Origin of the sequence: Mesorhizobium sp. B2-1-3A, from assembly GCF_006442655.1 — a bacterium.
GTDB lineage: Bacteria > Pseudomonadota > Alphaproteobacteria > Rhizobiales > Rhizobiaceae > Mesorhizobium.
In genome coordinates this window covers 1-14562 of sequence record NZ_VFWK01000011.1, presented here as the reverse complement: position 1 = coordinate 14562, position 14562 = coordinate 1, and the positions used below count along the sequence as shown (strand labels likewise).

At 59.5% G+C, this 14562-nt stretch carries 22 protein-coding genes and 1 pseudogene; 12 read left to right on the top strand and 11 right to left on the bottom strand.

Translation table 11 applies throughout. The features are described from left to right. The first annotated feature begins 24 nt into the window (after nt 1-24). Nucleotides 25-483 carry a hypothetical protein gene (locus tag FJ977_RS33450; protein WP_140776754.1) on the top strand — a complete coding sequence of 153 codons (459 nt, stop codon included), beginning with the start codon at nt 25-27 and terminating at the stop codon, nt 481-483. 405 nt (nt 484-888) lie between these two features. On the opposite strand, the gene FJ977_RS33445 is transcribed toward FJ977_RS33450, so the two are convergent. Further along, complete coding sequence (locus tag FJ977_RS33445) at nt 889-2316, bottom strand: ISNCY family transposase (protein WP_140776752.1); 1428 nt, start codon at nt 2314-2316, stop codon at nt 889-891. Between the two features lie 471 nt (nt 2317-2787). Between FJ977_RS33445 and FJ977_RS36505 the strand changes: the two genes are divergently transcribed. Both FJ977_RS36505 and FJ977_RS33435 read left to right on the top strand, forming a co-directional pair. Next, entirely contained in the window at nt 2788-3015 is a 228-nt protein-coding gene (locus FJ977_RS36505) for a DUF1515 family protein (RefSeq protein WP_246683400.1), read from the top strand. Nucleotides 3016-3064: 49 nt separating this feature from the next. Then, the gene (locus FJ977_RS33435) at nt 3065-3400 is read left to right on the top strand and encodes a hypothetical protein (protein ID WP_140776750.1); all 336 of its coding nucleotides are present in this window, start codon (nt 3065-3067) and stop codon (nt 3398-3400) included. A 177-nt stretch (nt 3401-3577) separates the two neighbouring features. On the opposite strand, the gene FJ977_RS33430 is transcribed toward FJ977_RS33435, so the two are convergent. Further along, a complete protein-coding gene (locus tag FJ977_RS33430) occupies nt 3578-3823 on the bottom strand; it encodes a hypothetical protein (protein ID WP_140776748.1) in 246 nt (81 codons plus the stop codon). A gap of 939 nt (nt 3824-4762) precedes the next feature. On the opposite strand from FJ977_RS33430, the gene FJ977_RS36825 reads away from it, so the two are divergent. From FJ977_RS36825 to FJ977_RS36030, 5 genes and pseudogenes are all read left to right on the top strand, one after another. Then, the gene (locus FJ977_RS36825) at nt 4763-5002 is read left to right on the top strand and encodes a hypothetical protein (RefSeq protein WP_348643252.1); all 240 of its coding nucleotides are present in this window, start codon (nt 4763-4765) and stop codon (nt 5000-5002) included. Beyond that, on the top strand, nt 4999-5274 hold the full coding sequence (locus FJ977_RS36820) for a hypothetical protein (RefSeq protein ID WP_348643251.1): 276 nt from the start codon (nt 4999-5001) through the stop codon (nt 5272-5274). The genes FJ977_RS36825 and FJ977_RS36820 overlap by 4 nt, the downstream gene beginning before the upstream one ends. Before the next feature lie 184 nt (nt 5275-5458). After that, nucleotides 5459-5623: a hypothetical protein gene (locus FJ977_RS36815; RefSeq protein ID WP_348643250.1), complete on the top strand. Its 165-nt coding sequence runs from the start codon at nt 5459-5461 to the stop codon at nt 5621-5623. 72 nt (nt 5624-5695) lie between these two features. After that, a pseudogene (locus tag FJ977_RS33410) lies at nt 5696-5893 on the top strand (DUF892 family protein); the annotation flags it as partial. Between the two features lie 241 nt (nt 5894-6134). Then, complete coding sequence (locus FJ977_RS36030) at nt 6135-6425, top strand: hypothetical protein (RefSeq protein WP_181180149.1); 291 nt, start codon at nt 6135-6137, stop codon at nt 6423-6425. Between the two features lie 28 nt (nt 6426-6453). Here the strand turns inward: FJ977_RS36030 and FJ977_RS33400 are convergent, their stop codons facing one another. Beyond that, on the bottom strand, nt 6454-7056 hold the full coding sequence (locus FJ977_RS33400) for a general stress protein (RefSeq protein ID WP_140776739.1): 603 nt from the start codon (nt 7054-7056) through the stop codon (nt 6454-6456). A 21-nt stretch (nt 7057-7077) separates the two neighbouring features. After that, nucleotides 7078-7821, bottom strand: a complete 744-nt coding sequence (locus tag FJ977_RS33395) for a DUF4142 domain-containing protein (RefSeq protein WP_140776737.1) — start codon at nt 7819-7821, stop codon at nt 7078-7080. 212 nt (nt 7822-8033) lie between these two features. Here FJ977_RS33395 and FJ977_RS33390 point away from each other — a divergent pair, with 212 nt between their 5' ends. Continuing rightward, the gene (locus tag FJ977_RS33390; protein WP_246683399.1) at nt 8034-8489 is read left to right on the top strand and encodes a GNAT family N-acetyltransferase; all 456 of its coding nucleotides are present in this window, start codon (nt 8034-8036) and stop codon (nt 8487-8489) included. A gap of 129 nt (nt 8490-8618) precedes the next feature. Here the strand turns inward: FJ977_RS33390 and FJ977_RS36500 are convergent, their stop codons facing one another. Next, the gene (locus FJ977_RS36500; RefSeq protein WP_246683398.1) at nt 8619-8765 is read right to left on the bottom strand and encodes a hypothetical protein; all 147 of its coding nucleotides are present in this window, start codon (nt 8763-8765) and stop codon (nt 8619-8621) included. Between the two features lie 283 nt (nt 8766-9048). After that, nucleotides 9049-10185 (bottom strand): PAS domain S-box protein, encoded by a 1137-nt coding sequence (locus FJ977_RS33385; RefSeq protein WP_246683397.1) that lies wholly within the window; start codon nt 10183-10185, stop codon nt 9049-9051. A 103-nt stretch (nt 10186-10288) separates the two neighbouring features. On the opposite strand from FJ977_RS33385, the gene FJ977_RS36730 reads away from it, so the two are divergent. Both FJ977_RS36730 and FJ977_RS33375 read left to right on the top strand, forming a co-directional pair. Continuing rightward, nucleotides 10289-10594, top strand: a complete 306-nt coding sequence (locus FJ977_RS36730; RefSeq protein WP_281406845.1) for a DUF982 domain-containing protein — start codon at nt 10289-10291, stop codon at nt 10592-10594. Between the two features lie 90 nt (nt 10595-10684). Next, the gene (locus tag FJ977_RS33375; RefSeq protein ID WP_140776735.1) at nt 10685-11005 is read left to right on the top strand and encodes a hypothetical protein; all 321 of its coding nucleotides are present in this window, start codon (nt 10685-10687) and stop codon (nt 11003-11005) included. Nucleotides 11006-11035: 30 nt separating this feature from the next. Here FJ977_RS33375 and FJ977_RS33370 read toward each other — a convergent pair whose 3' ends face one another. The 5 genes from FJ977_RS33370 to FJ977_RS36495 form a co-directional block, all read right to left on the bottom strand. Continuing rightward, on the bottom strand, nt 11036-11368 hold the full coding sequence (locus tag FJ977_RS33370; RefSeq protein WP_140776733.1) for a hypothetical protein: 333 nt from the start codon (nt 11366-11368) through the stop codon (nt 11036-11038). Between the two features lie 2 nt (nt 11369-11370). Further along, nucleotides 11371-11730 carry a hypothetical protein gene (locus FJ977_RS33365; protein ID WP_140776731.1) on the bottom strand — a complete coding sequence of 120 codons (360 nt, stop codon included), beginning with the start codon at nt 11728-11730 and terminating at the stop codon, nt 11371-11373. Continuing rightward, entirely contained in the window at nt 11730-12950 is a 1221-nt protein-coding gene (locus tag FJ977_RS33360) for a divalent metal cation transporter (RefSeq protein ID WP_140776729.1), read from the bottom strand. The genes FJ977_RS33365 and FJ977_RS33360 overlap by 1 nt, the downstream gene beginning before the upstream one ends. After that, on the bottom strand, nt 12947-13249 hold the full coding sequence (locus FJ977_RS33355) for a hypothetical protein (RefSeq protein ID WP_246683394.1): 303 nt from the start codon (nt 13247-13249) through the stop codon (nt 12947-12949). Before FJ977_RS33355 ends, FJ977_RS33360 begins: the two co-directional genes overlap by 4 nt. 571 nt (nt 13250-13820) lie before the next feature. Further along, entirely contained in the window at nt 13821-14015 is a 195-nt protein-coding gene (locus FJ977_RS36495; protein ID WP_246683393.1) for a hypothetical protein, read from the bottom strand. A gap of 235 nt (nt 14016-14250) precedes the next feature. Between FJ977_RS36495 and FJ977_RS36490 the strand changes: the two genes are divergently transcribed. Beyond that, nucleotides 14251-14514: a helix-turn-helix domain-containing protein gene (locus FJ977_RS36490; RefSeq protein WP_348643249.1), complete on the top strand. Its 264-nt coding sequence runs from the start codon at nt 14251-14253 to the stop codon at nt 14512-14514. Nucleotides 14515-14562 lie beyond the last annotated feature (48 nt).

Here is a 14562-nt window from a genome sequence, read left to right as displayed (position 1 = left end):
GTGACAATTTCAGGGAGGTTTTAAGTGTTCAAGGCGCTTCTCCTGTCCGCTGTGATTATGAACACAGGCACAGTGTTGGCGGTGGCTGGTCAGAGCGACAAGCCGCGATCAAAGGTGGACAACCCTATGTGGCCGGCTTCACTGAAATGGGACTGCAAGACCGCAGCAAAAATCGTGTGCGAGCGCGATGGCAGTTGTTCGGGGGCTGAGGACCACACTGGATTTGTGCTGAACTACGGCAGCAACGAAGCTGAGTTTCCGGCCAGCAATGTCAGGATCAAACGCCACTATCAACAAACCGTGCAGGGGAGTCCTTTGCAGCAGGAAGTTAAAGTTGAATTGGCCGACAATCGCGTTCTTTGGCTGACGGCCGTGGATGCCAGCCGCACTTATTCGCAAGCGTGGGTCGGCGCGCTGAGCGAGTTGAAGGGCGGCGCGGTACTGATGGTATCCGAGGGCGTCTATTGCATGCCGCACAAATGAACAGGATCGACTGTTGGAAGCTGATCGTATTTCTGTCGATGACAATCGGAACGACTTGGATTCTATAAATACTCTGAAGTTCAAAGAAATATTAACTTACACTTGTGATGTTAAAGCAAGTTAGAGATGAGGCAGCGCTGGCAAGTTAGAAATGCGACACTCATAGGGTAGGGGCGTTCGATTCCTAGCAAAGTAGAAATGTCGCTTCGACGTGAAAGCGCACCGTCTTGGCGCGGACGAAAGCGCCCGATCGGGCGCCGCTGGTCGGGGTTGCGCAGCCCGATCGGGGGCGATCCAGTAGATCTCCGCGGCTTTAGCTTTGAGAGCGACGCCCAGAGATTCCAATCTCTGTCGGGCGGCGACAGCCTCTGCCAGCGCGCTTGCTGGTGAGCCCACGCGAGATCATCACTCAGCAGCTTCCAGCCTCGCCAGCGCCTGTTCCCGCCGGGCGATCACGGCGGGATCGTTCATGAAATCCGTCCTTCGGCCAGGCTTGCGGCCGCGCTTCACATACCCGTTGCCCACGCTACCGTCGGGTATACCGAACATATGGTCTGTCTGGCCGGTGCGCCGCGGAGCGTGCTGGCTACGCTTGAGTTCCCGACCTTCCTGCATCTCGGCAACCATCAGCAGCGCTGCATCGAGACGTTTGTTCTCGATGACCGCGGTCCTGTGCACTGAGCGAAGTTTGTCGAACGTTCTGTAGGGCAGCGCTATGCCGTCATGAGTTACCTCGAGGCGGCCGTCTGGATAGTCGCAGACCACGACCTTCTTGCCGGGAAGACGCTTCGCCAAGGCGGTCGGATCGAGGATGAACAGGACCTTGTCGTACCGTAGAGTCAAAGCCTGCGACACGGTGCGAAACTCTTTATGGCACATCGCGCCATCCAGCTGCTCGTGATCGGCGAGGGGGCGATGCATGTTCTTCGGATTGCGGGGCTCTTTGCCAAAACGCGTGTTGAAATCCGCCATGAACTCGGGCGCAAAGGCGTTGGCCGCCTCGATCGTGCTGATGCCGCGAAGGCGCAGTTCCTTCACAAGTCGGTCCTGTAGGGTCTGGTTGGCGCGCTCGACACGTCCTTTGGCCTGGGGCGTGTTGGCACAGATGATGTCGATGTTGAGCTCATAGAGCGCGCGGCCGAACTGCGTCATGCCGCTGGTCCGATCCAACTCCGAACCATGTGTCGTGCGGAAAATGCCGTGCTTGTCGCTGTAGAAGGCCAACGGCTTGCCCCAGTCGCTCAGATACGCTTTGGCCGCACGAAAATAGTCGAACGTATTCTCCGATGCCGCAAAGCGCAGATGCAGCAGCTGGCCGGTCGCATCGTCGATAAAGACGAGCAGGGCGCATTTGGGACCGCGGTTCTCGAACCACCAGTGGTGCGAGCCATCGATCTGCACCAACTCGCCGAGGCAGTCGCGCCGGCCGCGCGGCTGATGGAGCTGGCGTTTGCGCTCACGCCGTGATGTCCAGATGCCGGCTTCTGTCATCCACTGCCGCAGCGTCTCCTTGCTGATACCTATCTGATGGCGTTCGAGCAGCTTCTCGGCAGCCAATGTCGGTCCGAAGTCGACATAGTGCTCGCGTACCAGGTCGAGTGCCTCGTTACGAAAATCCTCTGTGTGCCTACGATTGCTCGGCTGGCCGCGCTTCTTCGAAGCAAGGCCAGCAGCGCCATCGCGATCGTAAGCTTGCAACAGCCGGTGAACCTGTGCGCGGCTCAATCGCAACAGCTCGGCCGCCTGGACGACGCTCAGCCGACGTTCACGGATCTTCTGTACAGCTTCAAGGCGATGAAGTTCGTTCTGCGACAAGGTAACGAGACAAGGCATGACGGTCTCCAAGGAGCCCGGTCTGTCGCCAGGCTGAGGCCGCAAGCCTTCCTTTCCAGCTTCGAGTTGGCCAGAGCATGAGCTGTGAAAGTCGGGGACTGTCGCATCTCTAAATTGCTCAAGTGTCGCATCTCTATAATCTATCTTATGGAACGTCAGAAATACGTTATAATTCAAAGGGTAAGGCCTAGAGACGCTGTACAAGGCCAAGCGCAAGGCCCTCTATATCAAGATGCAGCAGTTGCACGCAACTGGGCGTCCACAGTTCGGGTAGCCTCAGTAACTTCGTCTCGTCAAACCGCCCTGTCGTGTGTAGGAGCGCGGCTGCCTCCAACGGCGAAGAGCTCATTGAGGCGACGCAGAACGTGCAACGCGACATCACCGAGATCCGTCGCGACATCAAGGACAGCGACCCGCGCTGCCCTGAGCTACGAGCAGTCGGAACAACGCGCCGCCGCCAGCCGCGCGAAAATGTATCAGAAGACCGACGAGCTGGTGGAGCGCGTCAGCGCCACCGAAAGCGCGGTGAGCAAGCTCAATGCCGACATGACCAGCGTCAAGGAAGTCACGGCCGAGGTGACGCGCTGGAAGCTGATGGGCCTTGGCGCCTTGGGGGTAACGGGCATGGCGGCGGCGGCGCTGGCATCGCTGATCACGGCGTACTGGACGGACATTTGGCGCGTGCTGCGGGGCGGGTGAGGGAACCTTGAATGTCTGAAGTGGTTTGGCTTCAAAGGAGAACCACGCCATGCACCCCAAATCATCGCGCGATATGCCCGGCCCCGAGCCCCGGAAGGACACAGACAGGCAGACCCGAGAAGCTGTCGTCCAAACGCCCGAAAAGACCAACGACTGGGATCGTGATCAGGTCCACGGTGAGGGCGAGACCATCGGCATCGAATCCGAAAACGACGAGAATCTCGCAACAGCCGACACCAATGCCGGTATTCAAGTGGATGGCGAAGTTGCCGAGGAAGACGATGACAACGCGGATCAGAATAACGACGACGCCTTGCCTGACGATGAAGAGGAGGCCGCCATCGCGCGTCATCCGACCCGCGAAGGTCGGTTTGACGAGATATAGTTACCAGGCGGTATCCGTGGTCGCAACCAACCCTGCCGCCGCTCGTTGATCGATGCTGGATGATCCCAGCATGACTCCAGAACCTGCCCGCTGCCACCTTCCCGGTAGCGGGCCTTTTTCACACAAAGACCCCAGCACTGTGGCCGGGGCCTTCGAGGGTGTCGACCTGCATTTCGATCACTTGCAGTTCTGCGCTTCCTGCTTGGTGGTAGCGCCTTCCGTCGTCGTGGCGGTGCCGCCGGCACCGTTCTTGCACTTATCCAGGGCACCAGATTGATCAGTGCTGGTAGCATTGTTGGTGCCGGCATTGGTGTTGCCGCTGTTCGTGGCTCCGCCGCTGGCGCCGCCGTTGGCGCCACCACTGGCTGCGTTGCCGTTGCCGCCGTTGCCATTCCCAGAGCCTGAACCATTCGACTGCGCCATTGCACCACCGACCAATTGGCATAGCGCGACGGGCTACCCCGGAAGGTGCTTGTCGCGGGGCTCCGCGGGCTGCGGGCCAGGCCCGTCACTGCCTTAAACGCGGTGGCGGGCTCTCCAGTGGTGGCGACTCGTCAGTGGCAGGAGCCCCCCGATTGACAAAGATGGGCGCCTCGAACACATTTCGCATCGAGGGAAAAAAGCGAGGACACCACATGAAAAAGTCATATGAAAAGCCTACGCTCATCAAGCGCGAACGACTTTCGAGGGTTACTGCAGGCCCCGGTCCTTCAGTGATCATCATTGTCCCAAGCCCAAGCTGAGACAGCAAATTCCTGCTCGGAAGGCCCGCTGGCTTCGGCTGGCGGGCTTTTTCATTTTCGGACGCTCGGGAACATCAGGATTGTTGCCCCGTCATCCGGGTCCAGCAGCTCGTGGCCTGGGCCTTCGTGCCACAAGACCTGGCGCAAGTCTCTCTGATCTACTTTCTGCCCGCAGTAGGGGCATGGATAGAAATGCTGCTCTTCCGGAATGTCCCGGCCGCCGTGCAGCTTGCCGCGGATTGGTGGGCCAAGGTCAGAGAGCTTCGTCATTTTGCAAAGTTTCGGACTTCATGAGATTCGGAGACACTAAACTCGTGCACTTTCGCTTCGCGATCGTCGACGACGCGGTACCAATATGGCTGTAGGGATCTAGGCGAAACCGGTCGGCCAGCGATCTGTTCGGCCGCCTTCCTCGCATCCTCTCCCTCCACAGCTTCGGAAGAAAGAACTTCGTCGCCGTATAGTTTCTCTACCTGATAAATTGGCATCGGCTCCCTTTGAAGTCGCGCAGATCGAGCGCAACGCCGTCCCTGCTGATTTGTTGCACCTCGCCGTCATTTCTGCTTTTGGAACCATTTTAGCACAAGCTGATTGAATCGCGATTTGTGCGGATCAGTGGATGCGTTTGAAGTTTGTCAGGCCGATGGAGCCAGAGCTTTTCGAAACCCCGCCCGAGGGTGACGACTGGAGTCACGAAATAAAATTCGACGGCTACCGTACCCAGGTCATCAAGGATGAAGACGGTATTCGGATGCTGACCAAGAACGGCTTCGACTGGACCGCTCGATATCGCTACCTCGCCGAAGAGCCGCCGCGATCGAGGCTGAGAGCTTCATCTTCGAAGGTGAAACAATCATGATCAACGAGGCCGGGCTGTCGGACTTCCACGCGCTGCAAGGCATCATTGGTCGCCGCCGGCCTTCGCCCGACCTTTACCTTGTCGCGTTCGACCTGATGCTTCTCAATGGTCACGATTTGCGCGCCATGCCGCTGGCCGATCGACGCGAGATCCTGCAAGGCATGATCCCGGAGGGGGGCGGATACAGTTCAGCGAGGCGCTGCCAGGGACTGGCGATGCAGTCTATCATCTCGTCGACAAGGCCGGTCTTGAAGGTGTGGTGTCCAAGCTAAAGGACAGCGCCTATCGCAGCGGCCCTACGATGGCCTGGCGCAAGATCAAATGCATCGAAGAGAAGCAGATGGACATCATTGGCGTGCAGCGAGATCCCGGCAAAGCTGCCCAGGTGATCATGGCTGAAAAGGCCCACTACAAAGGCGGCGCGCTTGTGAGCTTCAGGGCCGACAAGAGGCAACCTTGTGGGATCGTTTGCAAGGCAAGGTCGGCGGTCCGGTTCCCAAAGGACACAAGAAGGAAAAGGCCGAGTGGCTGAAACCTGGCCTGGTCGGGCGCGTGAAGACGCTCAAGGGCGAAGAGAAGTTGCGGCATGCGAGACTGCTGGACCACTGGGAAGAGAATTGAGACGGCTTGCCTCGGGCAGACGCTGTGCTTTTATTGCCGCTTCCGGTTGCTGAGGAGAGACCGATGCCAATGGTCGGCGCGGCACAGGCCGTCGAGCATTATGAAATCGCGCGCTACGGCACGTTGGTGGCGTGGGCTGAACAGCTTGGCAAGAGTGACGTGGTCAAGCTCCTCAGGGATACGTTGAAAGAAGAGATCGCGACGGACGAAGCGCTTTCCGGACTTGGCGAGGGCGGCGTCAATGAACGCGCTCTGGAACAAGCTGCCTGACTCGAAGTCGCCCCGGCGCCAAACCGCCGGGGCGACTTTCGCGCCCAACCGCAGACAGCTGACTTTCGCGCCCAACCGCAGACAGCTTGCCTATTGCTACCGGGATTCAGTTTGCGTGGCCGCCGCTTCGCTGGAATCATTTCGAAGTCCGCCAAGCCTTGTCGATTGGGCTGAACCGGTGCCATTGCGAAGTACAAGCAAGCCCACCCCGAGAGTCTGAGGTGGGCTTGCTGGAAGGTCCATGTGGCTAGCGGTTCTTGTGGCTCTGTTCGCCAGCTTTGACATGCTGTTCGTGCGTACCGCTGCGTGTGCCAGAATCGTCGCCCTGCTGCCGCTGACCGGTGCCGCCTGCCTGCTGTTGCTGGCGACCTTTATTTCCCGTGTTCTTGTGGCTCTGCTGGCCTGCCTTCACATGATGCTCGTGACTACCACCTTGATTGGGCATTCTTCTTCTCCTTTACGACGAGGCGACAACCGCCTCGAAATTCTAAGGAAATCACAGCCGAATGTTCCCACACGTAATATTTCGTGAACCTATCCTCGGCGCGGGCGACGTTCGATCAGGGTCGATTGATTGTTCGAGCGCTGTCGCGATCGGTCTCGCCAGGGATGTATTCGCCGGCATTGGCATCGAAGCCCGTCCAACCTTCGGCCTCGTAGGTCCTACGGCGGTCGGCAAGATCGACGGATCTGGATTGCCCCAGAATCTCCTCGGCATTGGCAACGAGTTCATCGTCCACCTTTGCCGTCACCAACGTACCGCCACGGCGTACGCCCTCTGCGTACACGTGCGCATCGTTCTCGGGCACGCCGGACTCCGTCAGGCCGCCGACAATGCCTCCGACCGCACCGCCGGCCACCGCCCCGGCAACGATACCGGCCGCCGTGGCGGCGAGCCACCCCGCCGCGACCACAGGTCCGATGCCCGGAATGGCCATGACACCCAGCCCTGTCAGCAATCCGCCGGCACCGCCGACCACGGCTCCAATTCCCGCGCCGGCCCCAGCATCCTCGGCAGCCTCCGAACGGTCGGCCTCATACCAGTCATCCGAGTTGTTGGCGACGATGCTGATATTCGAACGGGGGATTCCCTGCGCTTCCAGTTCGCCGACCGCGTCGGCCGCGTCGTCATAATTGTCGAACAGTCCAGTTACCGTTTTCATCTGATTTCTCCTGATCCATGCTCATTTGCCGGTGGCAACGACGTTGCCCTGATAGTCGAGACCAACGTCGAGGTTTTCGCCTGCCTTGCTTGCCTGGCCGCGCCAGATGCCCTGGTCGTCTTTGGTAAGCTTCGACACGTTGGAGTAGCCCGCGTCTTCGATACGACTCTTGGCCTGGACTTCGGTGAAGCTGTTTGCGCCAGGGACGAGAGCGGCGGCATTGGGGGTATTGTCGGTCTTCACCGCCGGTGTTGTCGCTCCCGTAACGGCGTCTTGACCGGCGGCGATCTTTTCGATCATCTGCTGGTGCGTCTTCAACGTGCCGACCGTTTGCTGGGCGAATGTCTTGAGCGCGGCGTTGTCACCGCTGCTGGCATAGCTTTCAAACAGCTTGACGGCGTCGGCGTGTGCCTTGCGTTGCATGTCGACGTAGGCCGGATCGATCGGCGCCTGCGCGGACTTGAGCTTGTCCAGATCGCCCTGGTGCTGGGCATCAAGCGCCGGCGGCACTTTCAACTTTTGTTCGCCGGCGACCGTTTCCAGCTTGGAATTGGCCGCGCCATGATCGCGGATCATCATCTGGGCGAAGTCCTTGACGCTTTGATCCTGAGTCTTGCTCAGGGCGATCTGGCTCGAGTCGACTTCGAACTTGCCGCCGACGGCTGCCTTGTCGACGAAGTCCTGGGCGTTGTCGGCAGCGAAGGCAGGCATTGTGAGAACAATGCACGCGGCGGCGAGCGATACTGAAAGGTGTCGTGTTTTCATCGGCTTTGTCCTTGTCGGAGCGCAAATTTGCGACGCGACCTAACAAGCCAAGATGCGCTTTGTTCCGATGCCTGGACGACACGCCTGAAAACCTGGCGGCACGGTACTGCCGGACTTTTCCAGCGCGAAATCTGCACGATGTAAATATGACAGGTACCAGCTGCGGCAGGAGCGTGGCCGTGATGCTGTCTTAGTTCTTGAATCTCGTATCCATGCCGACACAGGAGGAGAACGCATGTCATCTCGACTCGAGGGATTTACAATCGCTTTGGCCCACAGTGGAGATGCAAGAGCACTCGCCGCCGCAGCGCTCTATCGACACAACGTCGCGCAAACCGGGATCGACCGACCGAGCTGTTATCGGAGCGGAGCTTTGCGACGACTCAGGAGAGGTCCGGGGCGGGCTTTGGGGCAGAACCGAGCTCGGCCTCCTGTTTCTCGACATGTTCTTCCTGCCTGAGCCGTTGCGTGGCCGATCCTTTGGCTCGCAGATTCTCAAGGTGGTCGAGGAAGAAGCCGTCAGGCGTGGCTGTAAAAAGGCGGTCGTGGAGACGAGTAGTTTCCAGGCGCCGCTATTCTACGTCCGTCACGGTTTTGAGGAATTCGGTAAGGTCGAATTCGCAATCCCCGGGCACGCCCGCATCTTCCTTCGCAAGGATCTGCGTTAAGCGTCACGATACCGTTTTTCCGGGCGTCAAATCGTTGGCGCGGCGGATCTTGGATGTTTGGCATGTGACGGCACATGGCGGGTTTGCTCCGCGGGCAATTGGCACCGGCATCACTTGAGCCGATCGTTCCTAGCGAGATGTCGCCGGATCCGCTTCGGTCGAAAGCGCCGCTTCGACGAACTTCATTGGCGCTTCGAGCGTCCATTTCAGCCCGTCTTCGAAATGCTGGAGATCGGCCTTTCCGCCGAGTGCCTCTGGTGTTACCCGGGTCAGCATCACATTTCCAAAGCCACCTTCCAGGTGACGGAAATCCTTCCCACGGTGCTGGAAAGGACGCCATATCGGGCCGAGTTCGTCGCGAGTTCATGGAAGGCGATGCCAAGATATTGGACCGCGTTCGGACCGAGCGTGATCGAAGGCTCCGCGCCTCCGCCGGTTGCTCAACCCGCGCCAAAAGGCGTAACAAAAACGCTCGAGGCTCTAATCGCAGCTGGATGACAGTTCAGTGGCAGGTCAGCGAGACAAAGCCATGACCCTCTCGCGAACCTGGCGTTCGAAATCATCGGGGCTTTTGGTCCGTTTGTTGGTTTCGCGTATCATTATGATAGCGTACTGGTTTTTTCCCGCGATGGTTGACTTCGCGCATGAGCGTGCGAATTCGCTGCTCGCTTTCTTTCGCGGTTGAAGTGTCACGCGCTATCTTCGACGCACCAACGACTTGCCCGGTCGCGTCTCGTATCGGGGAAATGGTGAGCGACACGGGGACAAGTCTACCGTCCTTGCGCCGCCTGATCGTCTCGTAGCTTTCGATCCGCTCTCCGGCACGAATGCGCTCGAGGATACGCTCCTCTTCGCCGACGATCGCATCGAAAGACGATTCGACGATAGCGGACAAATGTTGTCTCGCCTCGTCCGCGCGTTGCCGGTCCGTGAGGTCGAACAGCATATTAACCGCGCCGACCAATTGCCCATTTTCATCCCGGATCGGTGTCGGATAGGGAAGAAACCGGAAGAAGGAGCCGTCGGGGCGCTGCCCCACAGCCTCCTGATTGCGGACGGGGCGGTTTTCTTTGAGCGCGATCGCCATCGGGCATTCGTCATGCGGCAACGGTTTGCCGTCTGGCGTGAACAGTCGGAACGTTACGCACCACTCATCCTTGCCGATCTCGGGTTCCCGGCCGGCGAGTTCCGCAGCGGCGCGATTGTAATAGCTTATCTTGCCGTGCCGGTCGGTCGTGTAGATAGCAACGGGAAGGCTGTCGAATATCTGGTGGAACTGATCCTCGCGGCGGCTGATCTCATGCCGGGCCTGATACAGATCGGTGACATCGGCAGTGAAGCAGCGTGTATTCGTCAGTTTCCCGTCCCGGAACCGTGCGCTCGATGTAATTTCCACATGTTTGATAGAGCCCTGACAGGTGCGCAATTGTGCAGGGTACTTGTTGAGCTTCTCGCCTTTTCCGAGGCGCACGAGCATGTCGTCAATCGCATTGCGGTCGGGATAAAAATCTGAAATGTGGCGACCGACATATTGGTCCTGCGGGTAGCCGAGCAATTCAAGCTCGGCCTTGTTGGCGTAGAGGATTGTTCCGTCCGCGCCAACCACATGCAGCGCCATTCCACCATTGTCGAAAAAATCCTGGAAGTCGAAATCCGCCCTGCGCGTTCTTGAACTCTTTTTCTCTTTCAAGCCCAAGTCGGTCTCCCGTATTTCGTAGTTCCAGCTTCCGGTAACGCTCAAACTCCCTCCGACTTAGCTCAAGAGAACTCCCAAAATCCGAATTCGTTCCTGATCCTGTATGTTCACCATCGCCCACACGGTGTGGAATTCTTGCAAGCAGGAGAGGCATGTGCGTACGGGACATTTTAGAAAGCCGATTGTCATTCAACCTGGCCGCATAGACCGGGACAGGGTTGTGGTCTCGGTGTCTGACGCAGCAGAAGTGCTCCTGCGGGACTGGCCGAAGCCCACATCCGAAAGGCGTCTTGCCGCGATCAAGGCCTGCCTTGCCGTCATTCGAGGCGAGAAGCCTACCAGGGTTGCGCGACAGGCGTTCATCGTTGCGGCCAAGGACGCCAAGATCCTGCTCAACGAGCAAATCTGACCAGGGCAGCCTCCCCGGCGCACGCTAGCTTTTGGTCTCGCCGCCCTCACGAGTGCAGTCTGCCAGACAGTGGCTTGAAAGAGAGAGAACATGGCCAAGGTTTCAAGTCCTGCCCAGGCCAGAGGCGACCTTCAGGCGGGAGCGACGCAGGACAAGACGCCGGGATTTGATCCCGCCATCGCCCCGCTTGAGACCGACGCCGAGGCGGCGGGCACCGAAAATCCGGTCGCTGAAACAGGTCCGCCGCGCCCTCGCCCAAAATTCGAAAACGACGCCAGCTTTGCCAATGCGATGCGACCGGTCGAAGGCAAACCGGCACTGCGGCCCGGCGGCAACTGGCCGCTATTGGTGATTGCAGCTGTCGTTTTGCTGGCAGCTGCGGTTTTTCTGGCGGCAGGCATGCTGCGCTGAAAAATGCTCTCGGCGACACGGCGCGACCACCTATTCCTGAAGATCCGGTGCGCTCTTCATGGCTGGAAGGTCGGTCATCGGACACACCAGCCGCGGCCGCGCGGGATCGGAGATGTCCAGCTTGTCCCAGGGGATGCGGTATAGACCGTCGCGGCGGCGCAGTCGGAAAAGATCCAGCACCGCCACGCCCAGGGCCGAGGCCGAAAGACGCTCGAAAGCCGCGTAGATGCCAACATGGAACTCGATCACGACGAAATCGTCACCATCCCGCTCGGCACGGATCTCCTCGATGTAACCGATGTTCTTGCCCCGCTGCGAGAGTACGCGTCGTCCCGCCAGATGCTCGAGATTGACGGTGGTCATCATCAAGCTCCCGGAATGCGCCCGATGACATGATCGCGTAACCAGTCCTGCCAGGCGAAAATCGAAGTCTCACGCACATCGATGTCGAATTCAATGTCGATGCCGATATCTTTCACTTTGTGCCAGGCGATCCGATGGGGCTCGCCATACTGCTTACCACCCATGCTGGCCGCTAGCCGCGCCATCCGTCGCCCGGGCCGTGAGCCGAGGCGACGCGCCAAAGCAATGGAGCCGAGCTCGATCGCCACAATCCTGGGCGGCTTGTCCGGCCGCAACTCCGCCACCAGCCCGTCGACCTTGCCGATCTTGACCTGCTCGCGGTCGACCACCTGCTTGTCCAGGAGATCACGCAGCAGCTTCATCATGTGCCTCCGAATATCTGCAGCGGGATGGTCACCACCGCCAGTACGAAGCCAAGCGCGACGATGAAGATGACCGCGGCGTTTGACAAAATGCCGTTGCGGTGCTCGCCGACATAGCGCTTGTCATTCAGCAGGAACAGGAACGGAACGATCGTCAGCGGGAGGCTGGCGGCCGTCATCGCCATGGAAAAGATGGTGAGCTTCAGCGGATCGAGACCAAGCGTGATAGGAATAGCGGCCAGAAGCAACGACACCGTGTAGACGGCGCTGAAACCCGGGTCGTCGCGCGGCTTGCGATTCTCGCCCCAATTCCAGCCGAACCCTTGGGCCACAAGGTAGGCCTGCTGCAGCCCGACCTCGAGTGCAGCGCCGAAGCAGGCAATGGCGAGTGAGGCGACAAACAGCACGAAGCCCCACAAGCCGAATATCGGGATCAGCATCAATGGTAACTGGTGATAGTCGTCCACCTGGTCGACGCCGTGCGTCGCCAGCACGAGAGCGGCCACGATCAAGACGCCAATCGAGATGGTGCCGCCGAAGGTCATGCCAAGTCCGGCGATCGCCCGATTGGTGCCGAGATAGCTTTTGTCCCATTGGTCCTCGATAGCCCCCGAGGAGTAGAACATGAACAGGTAGGGCGAGATCGAGGCGCCGAGAATGCTGACCGCCATGAACCAGTAATTGGCGGCATCGTGAGCTGGCAGCGAAGGCACGGCGGCCCTTGCAACTGCCGTCCAATCGGGTCTCAGCATCACGGCTCCGACGACGAAGCACAGCGTCACCAAACCCAGGATCGATACGCCTTTCTCGATGAAGCCGAACGTGGCTTTCCAGAGCAACAGCCATGCCAGCAAAGCCACCGGCAGCGCCCACCACTGAAAGCGTATGCCGGTGGCGAGTTCCAGTGCGATGGCTACGCCGCCGATCTCGGCGGACAACACCAAGAAATTGACCAGGAGGGTGACAAGCAACGGCCACAGAAAGACGTTGAAGCCGAATCTCTCTCGGATGCCGTCGGAGATCGTGTGATGGCTCACGGCCGCGAAACGGCCAGCCATCTCCACCAGGAAGATGATGCAGATGGTGCCGAGGACCACCGCCCAGACAAGCTGGAAGCCGAAGGTCGCGCCCGCCTGCGCCGCCGTCGCCATCGATCCGACTTCGAGGAAGCCGCCAACGCTGGTGACGACGCCGAGGGATATTTCCATGAGCTTCTTCATGGCTTCGGCGCGAAATACTTGGCATAGGCGACGACCAGCGAACGCAACGCCATCCGAACATTCTGCTGCGCGCTCTGGACTTCCGGCCGGTCGCCCGCCCGCAATCCGGTCTCGGCGCGAGCCACCGCGACCGATAGATCGTTGACCGCTGCCGTCAAGTCGGCTTGCTCGGCGGGTGCAGCCGTCGCGGCCGATCGGATTTGCGCCTCGGCGTCAGCCAGCGTCTTGCCGACCGATTGCAAGGTACTGGCCGTGTATGCGGAGGGCGCCGCCCCTGCCATCCAGGCATCAAGCGCCATCGACACGGTCTGTGCAGATGACGCCGCCGTTCGTGATTGCTGTTCGATCTGGTCGGAAGATGATGAGCATCCCGCCGAGACGCCCAAAAACAACACCAGGCACGAACAAACCAGCCTGAAATGACGGCCACTGAAGATCAAAGCCGCCGTTTGGTACGCCACAGAACGGTCTCCCCGGAGCCAACGAAGCAGAGTTCGACGAGTTGATCTAGAGCGACAGGCGTGCCGGTCAACGGAAGGTCCGGCATGGATTGCGAAAGCACATGGACCGCGACGGCTACGGGCCGACAAGGACAGGAAGCAATGCAATCGGAACAAAGGATCGCTTGCCGGATTAGGAGGACAAGGAGGCGGCGAGCCGAATTCGATCCGCCCCGGTAACCGCACCGATGCGAATGGACTGCTTGCGCGGAGGAGCCACAATGCCTCGTGTCATAGCCTGGATAGCGATCGCGGCAGTCGTGGTCATCGCGGCATGGCTGTGGTTTGGCGGCCATAAGGCGAGCAATGATAACGGGAGCCAGCCCGCGCCGCACGCGATAGACCAGAACGGTTAATTCAGACCGGTGATTCAGGCCGGGCGATCCTGCTCAGCCCCGCTGCCGGGACCTTCGATCTTGTATTCGTGGGTCAGCCCGGGAATCTGGCTTTTGACTGTCTCGCGCGCTTCGGGCTGGATAAATGGCATCAGCCGATCGACGGTGTCTACAATCCCCTGCGGCAGAGAGGAATCCCGGTCCAGGAGAAGGAATCTCAGGCCAATCATGACCTTGTCCGTGAGGGCGACCGGCCCCTTCACATTCGTTTGTCCTCGCCAGCGGCCCGATCGGCCCACCAAGTATACCGGGGAGGGTAAGCCGCAGACCATCATTCGTGGCCGGCGACATTCCAGATCTGCACGGACTACGTCTTTCGGTGATGGACTGCACCTTCTCGTGTCGGGCGGCGCGAGGCCTTCAAGCACATGGCTCACATCATGTGTGAGCTGATCTTCCGGCTGCGTGCACGTGGCGCAAATTCCGATCACGCAGGCGGCGCTTAGCGACCCCCTGAGCCTGTCCACCGTGCATGTGAACAGAATGCTGCAGGAGCTGCGCCGCAAGGGCCTGATTGCGACATCAGGCGCCCGGATGGATGCCCTGATTGGCAGATCTCGTCCACGCAGCGGATTTCGACACAATTTTACCTGCGCCAAGCCAACCCGAAACGGCGATGTGACAGAGCCACTGCTTCTTAATCCCACCGTGCCTGGAACAATGCAATAGAATCCCAGTTTGGCGGTCTCAAAGGAGAACCAGCCTCATGTATTATAC

Coding starts and splice junctions, on each gene's coding strand:
- FJ977_RS36730 (WP_281406845.1), top strand. CDS start 10,289: ATGTTCACCATCGCCCACACGGTGTGGAATTCTTGCAAGCAGGAGAGG.
- FJ977_RS33390 (WP_246683399.1), top strand. CDS start 8,034: ATGCCGACACAGGAGGAGAACGCATGTCATCTCGACTCGAGGGATTTA.
- FJ977_RS33395 (WP_140776737.1), bottom strand. CDS start 7,821: ATGAAAACACGACACCTTTCAGTATCGCTCGCCGCCGCGTGCATTGTT.
- FJ977_RS36820 (WP_348643251.1), top strand. CDS start 4,999: ATGATCAACGAGGCCGGGCTGTCGGACTTCCACGCGCTGCAAGGCATC.
- FJ977_RS36500 (WP_246683398.1), bottom strand. CDS start 8,765: ATGCTGACCCGGGTAACACCAGAGGCACTCGGCGGAAAGGCCGATCTC.
- FJ977_RS33375 (WP_140776735.1), top strand. CDS start 10,685: ATGGCCAAGGTTTCAAGTCCTGCCCAGGCCAGAGGCGACCTTCAGGCG.
- FJ977_RS33430 (WP_140776748.1), bottom strand. CDS start 3,823: ATGGCGCAGTCGAATGGTTCAGGCTCTGGGAATGGCAACGGCGGCAAC.
- FJ977_RS36495 (WP_246683393.1), bottom strand. CDS start 14,015: ATGATTGGCCTGAGATTCCTTCTCCTGGACCGGGATTCCTCTCTGCCG.
- FJ977_RS36825 (WP_348643252.1), top strand. CDS start 4,763: ATGCGTTTGAAGTTTGTCAGGCCGATGGAGCCAGAGCTTTTCGAAACC.
- FJ977_RS33370 (WP_140776733.1), bottom strand. CDS start 11,368: ATGACCACCGTCAATCTCGAGCATCTGGCGGGACGACGCGTACTCTCG.
- FJ977_RS33445 (WP_140776752.1), bottom strand. CDS start 2,316: ATGCCTTGTCTCGTTACCTTGTCGCAGAACGAACTTCATCGCCTTGAA.
- FJ977_RS36030 (WP_181180149.1), top strand. CDS start 6,135: ATGTGGCTAGCGGTTCTTGTGGCTCTGTTCGCCAGCTTTGACATGCTG.
- FJ977_RS33435 (WP_140776750.1), top strand. CDS start 3,065: ATGCACCCCAAATCATCGCGCGATATGCCCGGCCCCGAGCCCCGGAAG.
- FJ977_RS33360 (WP_140776729.1), bottom strand. CDS start 12,950: ATGAAGAAGCTCATGGAAATATCCCTCGGCGTCGTCACCAGCGTTGGC.
- FJ977_RS33365 (WP_140776731.1), bottom strand. CDS start 11,730: ATGAAGCTGCTGCGTGATCTCCTGGACAAGCAGGTGGTCGACCGCGAG.
- FJ977_RS36505 (WP_246683400.1), top strand. CDS start 2,788: ATGTATCAGAAGACCGACGAGCTGGTGGAGCGCGTCAGCGCCACCGAA.
- FJ977_RS33400 (WP_140776739.1), bottom strand. CDS start 7,056: ATGAAAACGGTAACTGGACTGTTCGACAATTATGACGACGCGGCCGAC.
- FJ977_RS33355 (WP_246683394.1), bottom strand. CDS start 13,249: ATGGCGCTTGATGCCTGGATGGCAGGGGCGGCGCCCTCCGCATACACG.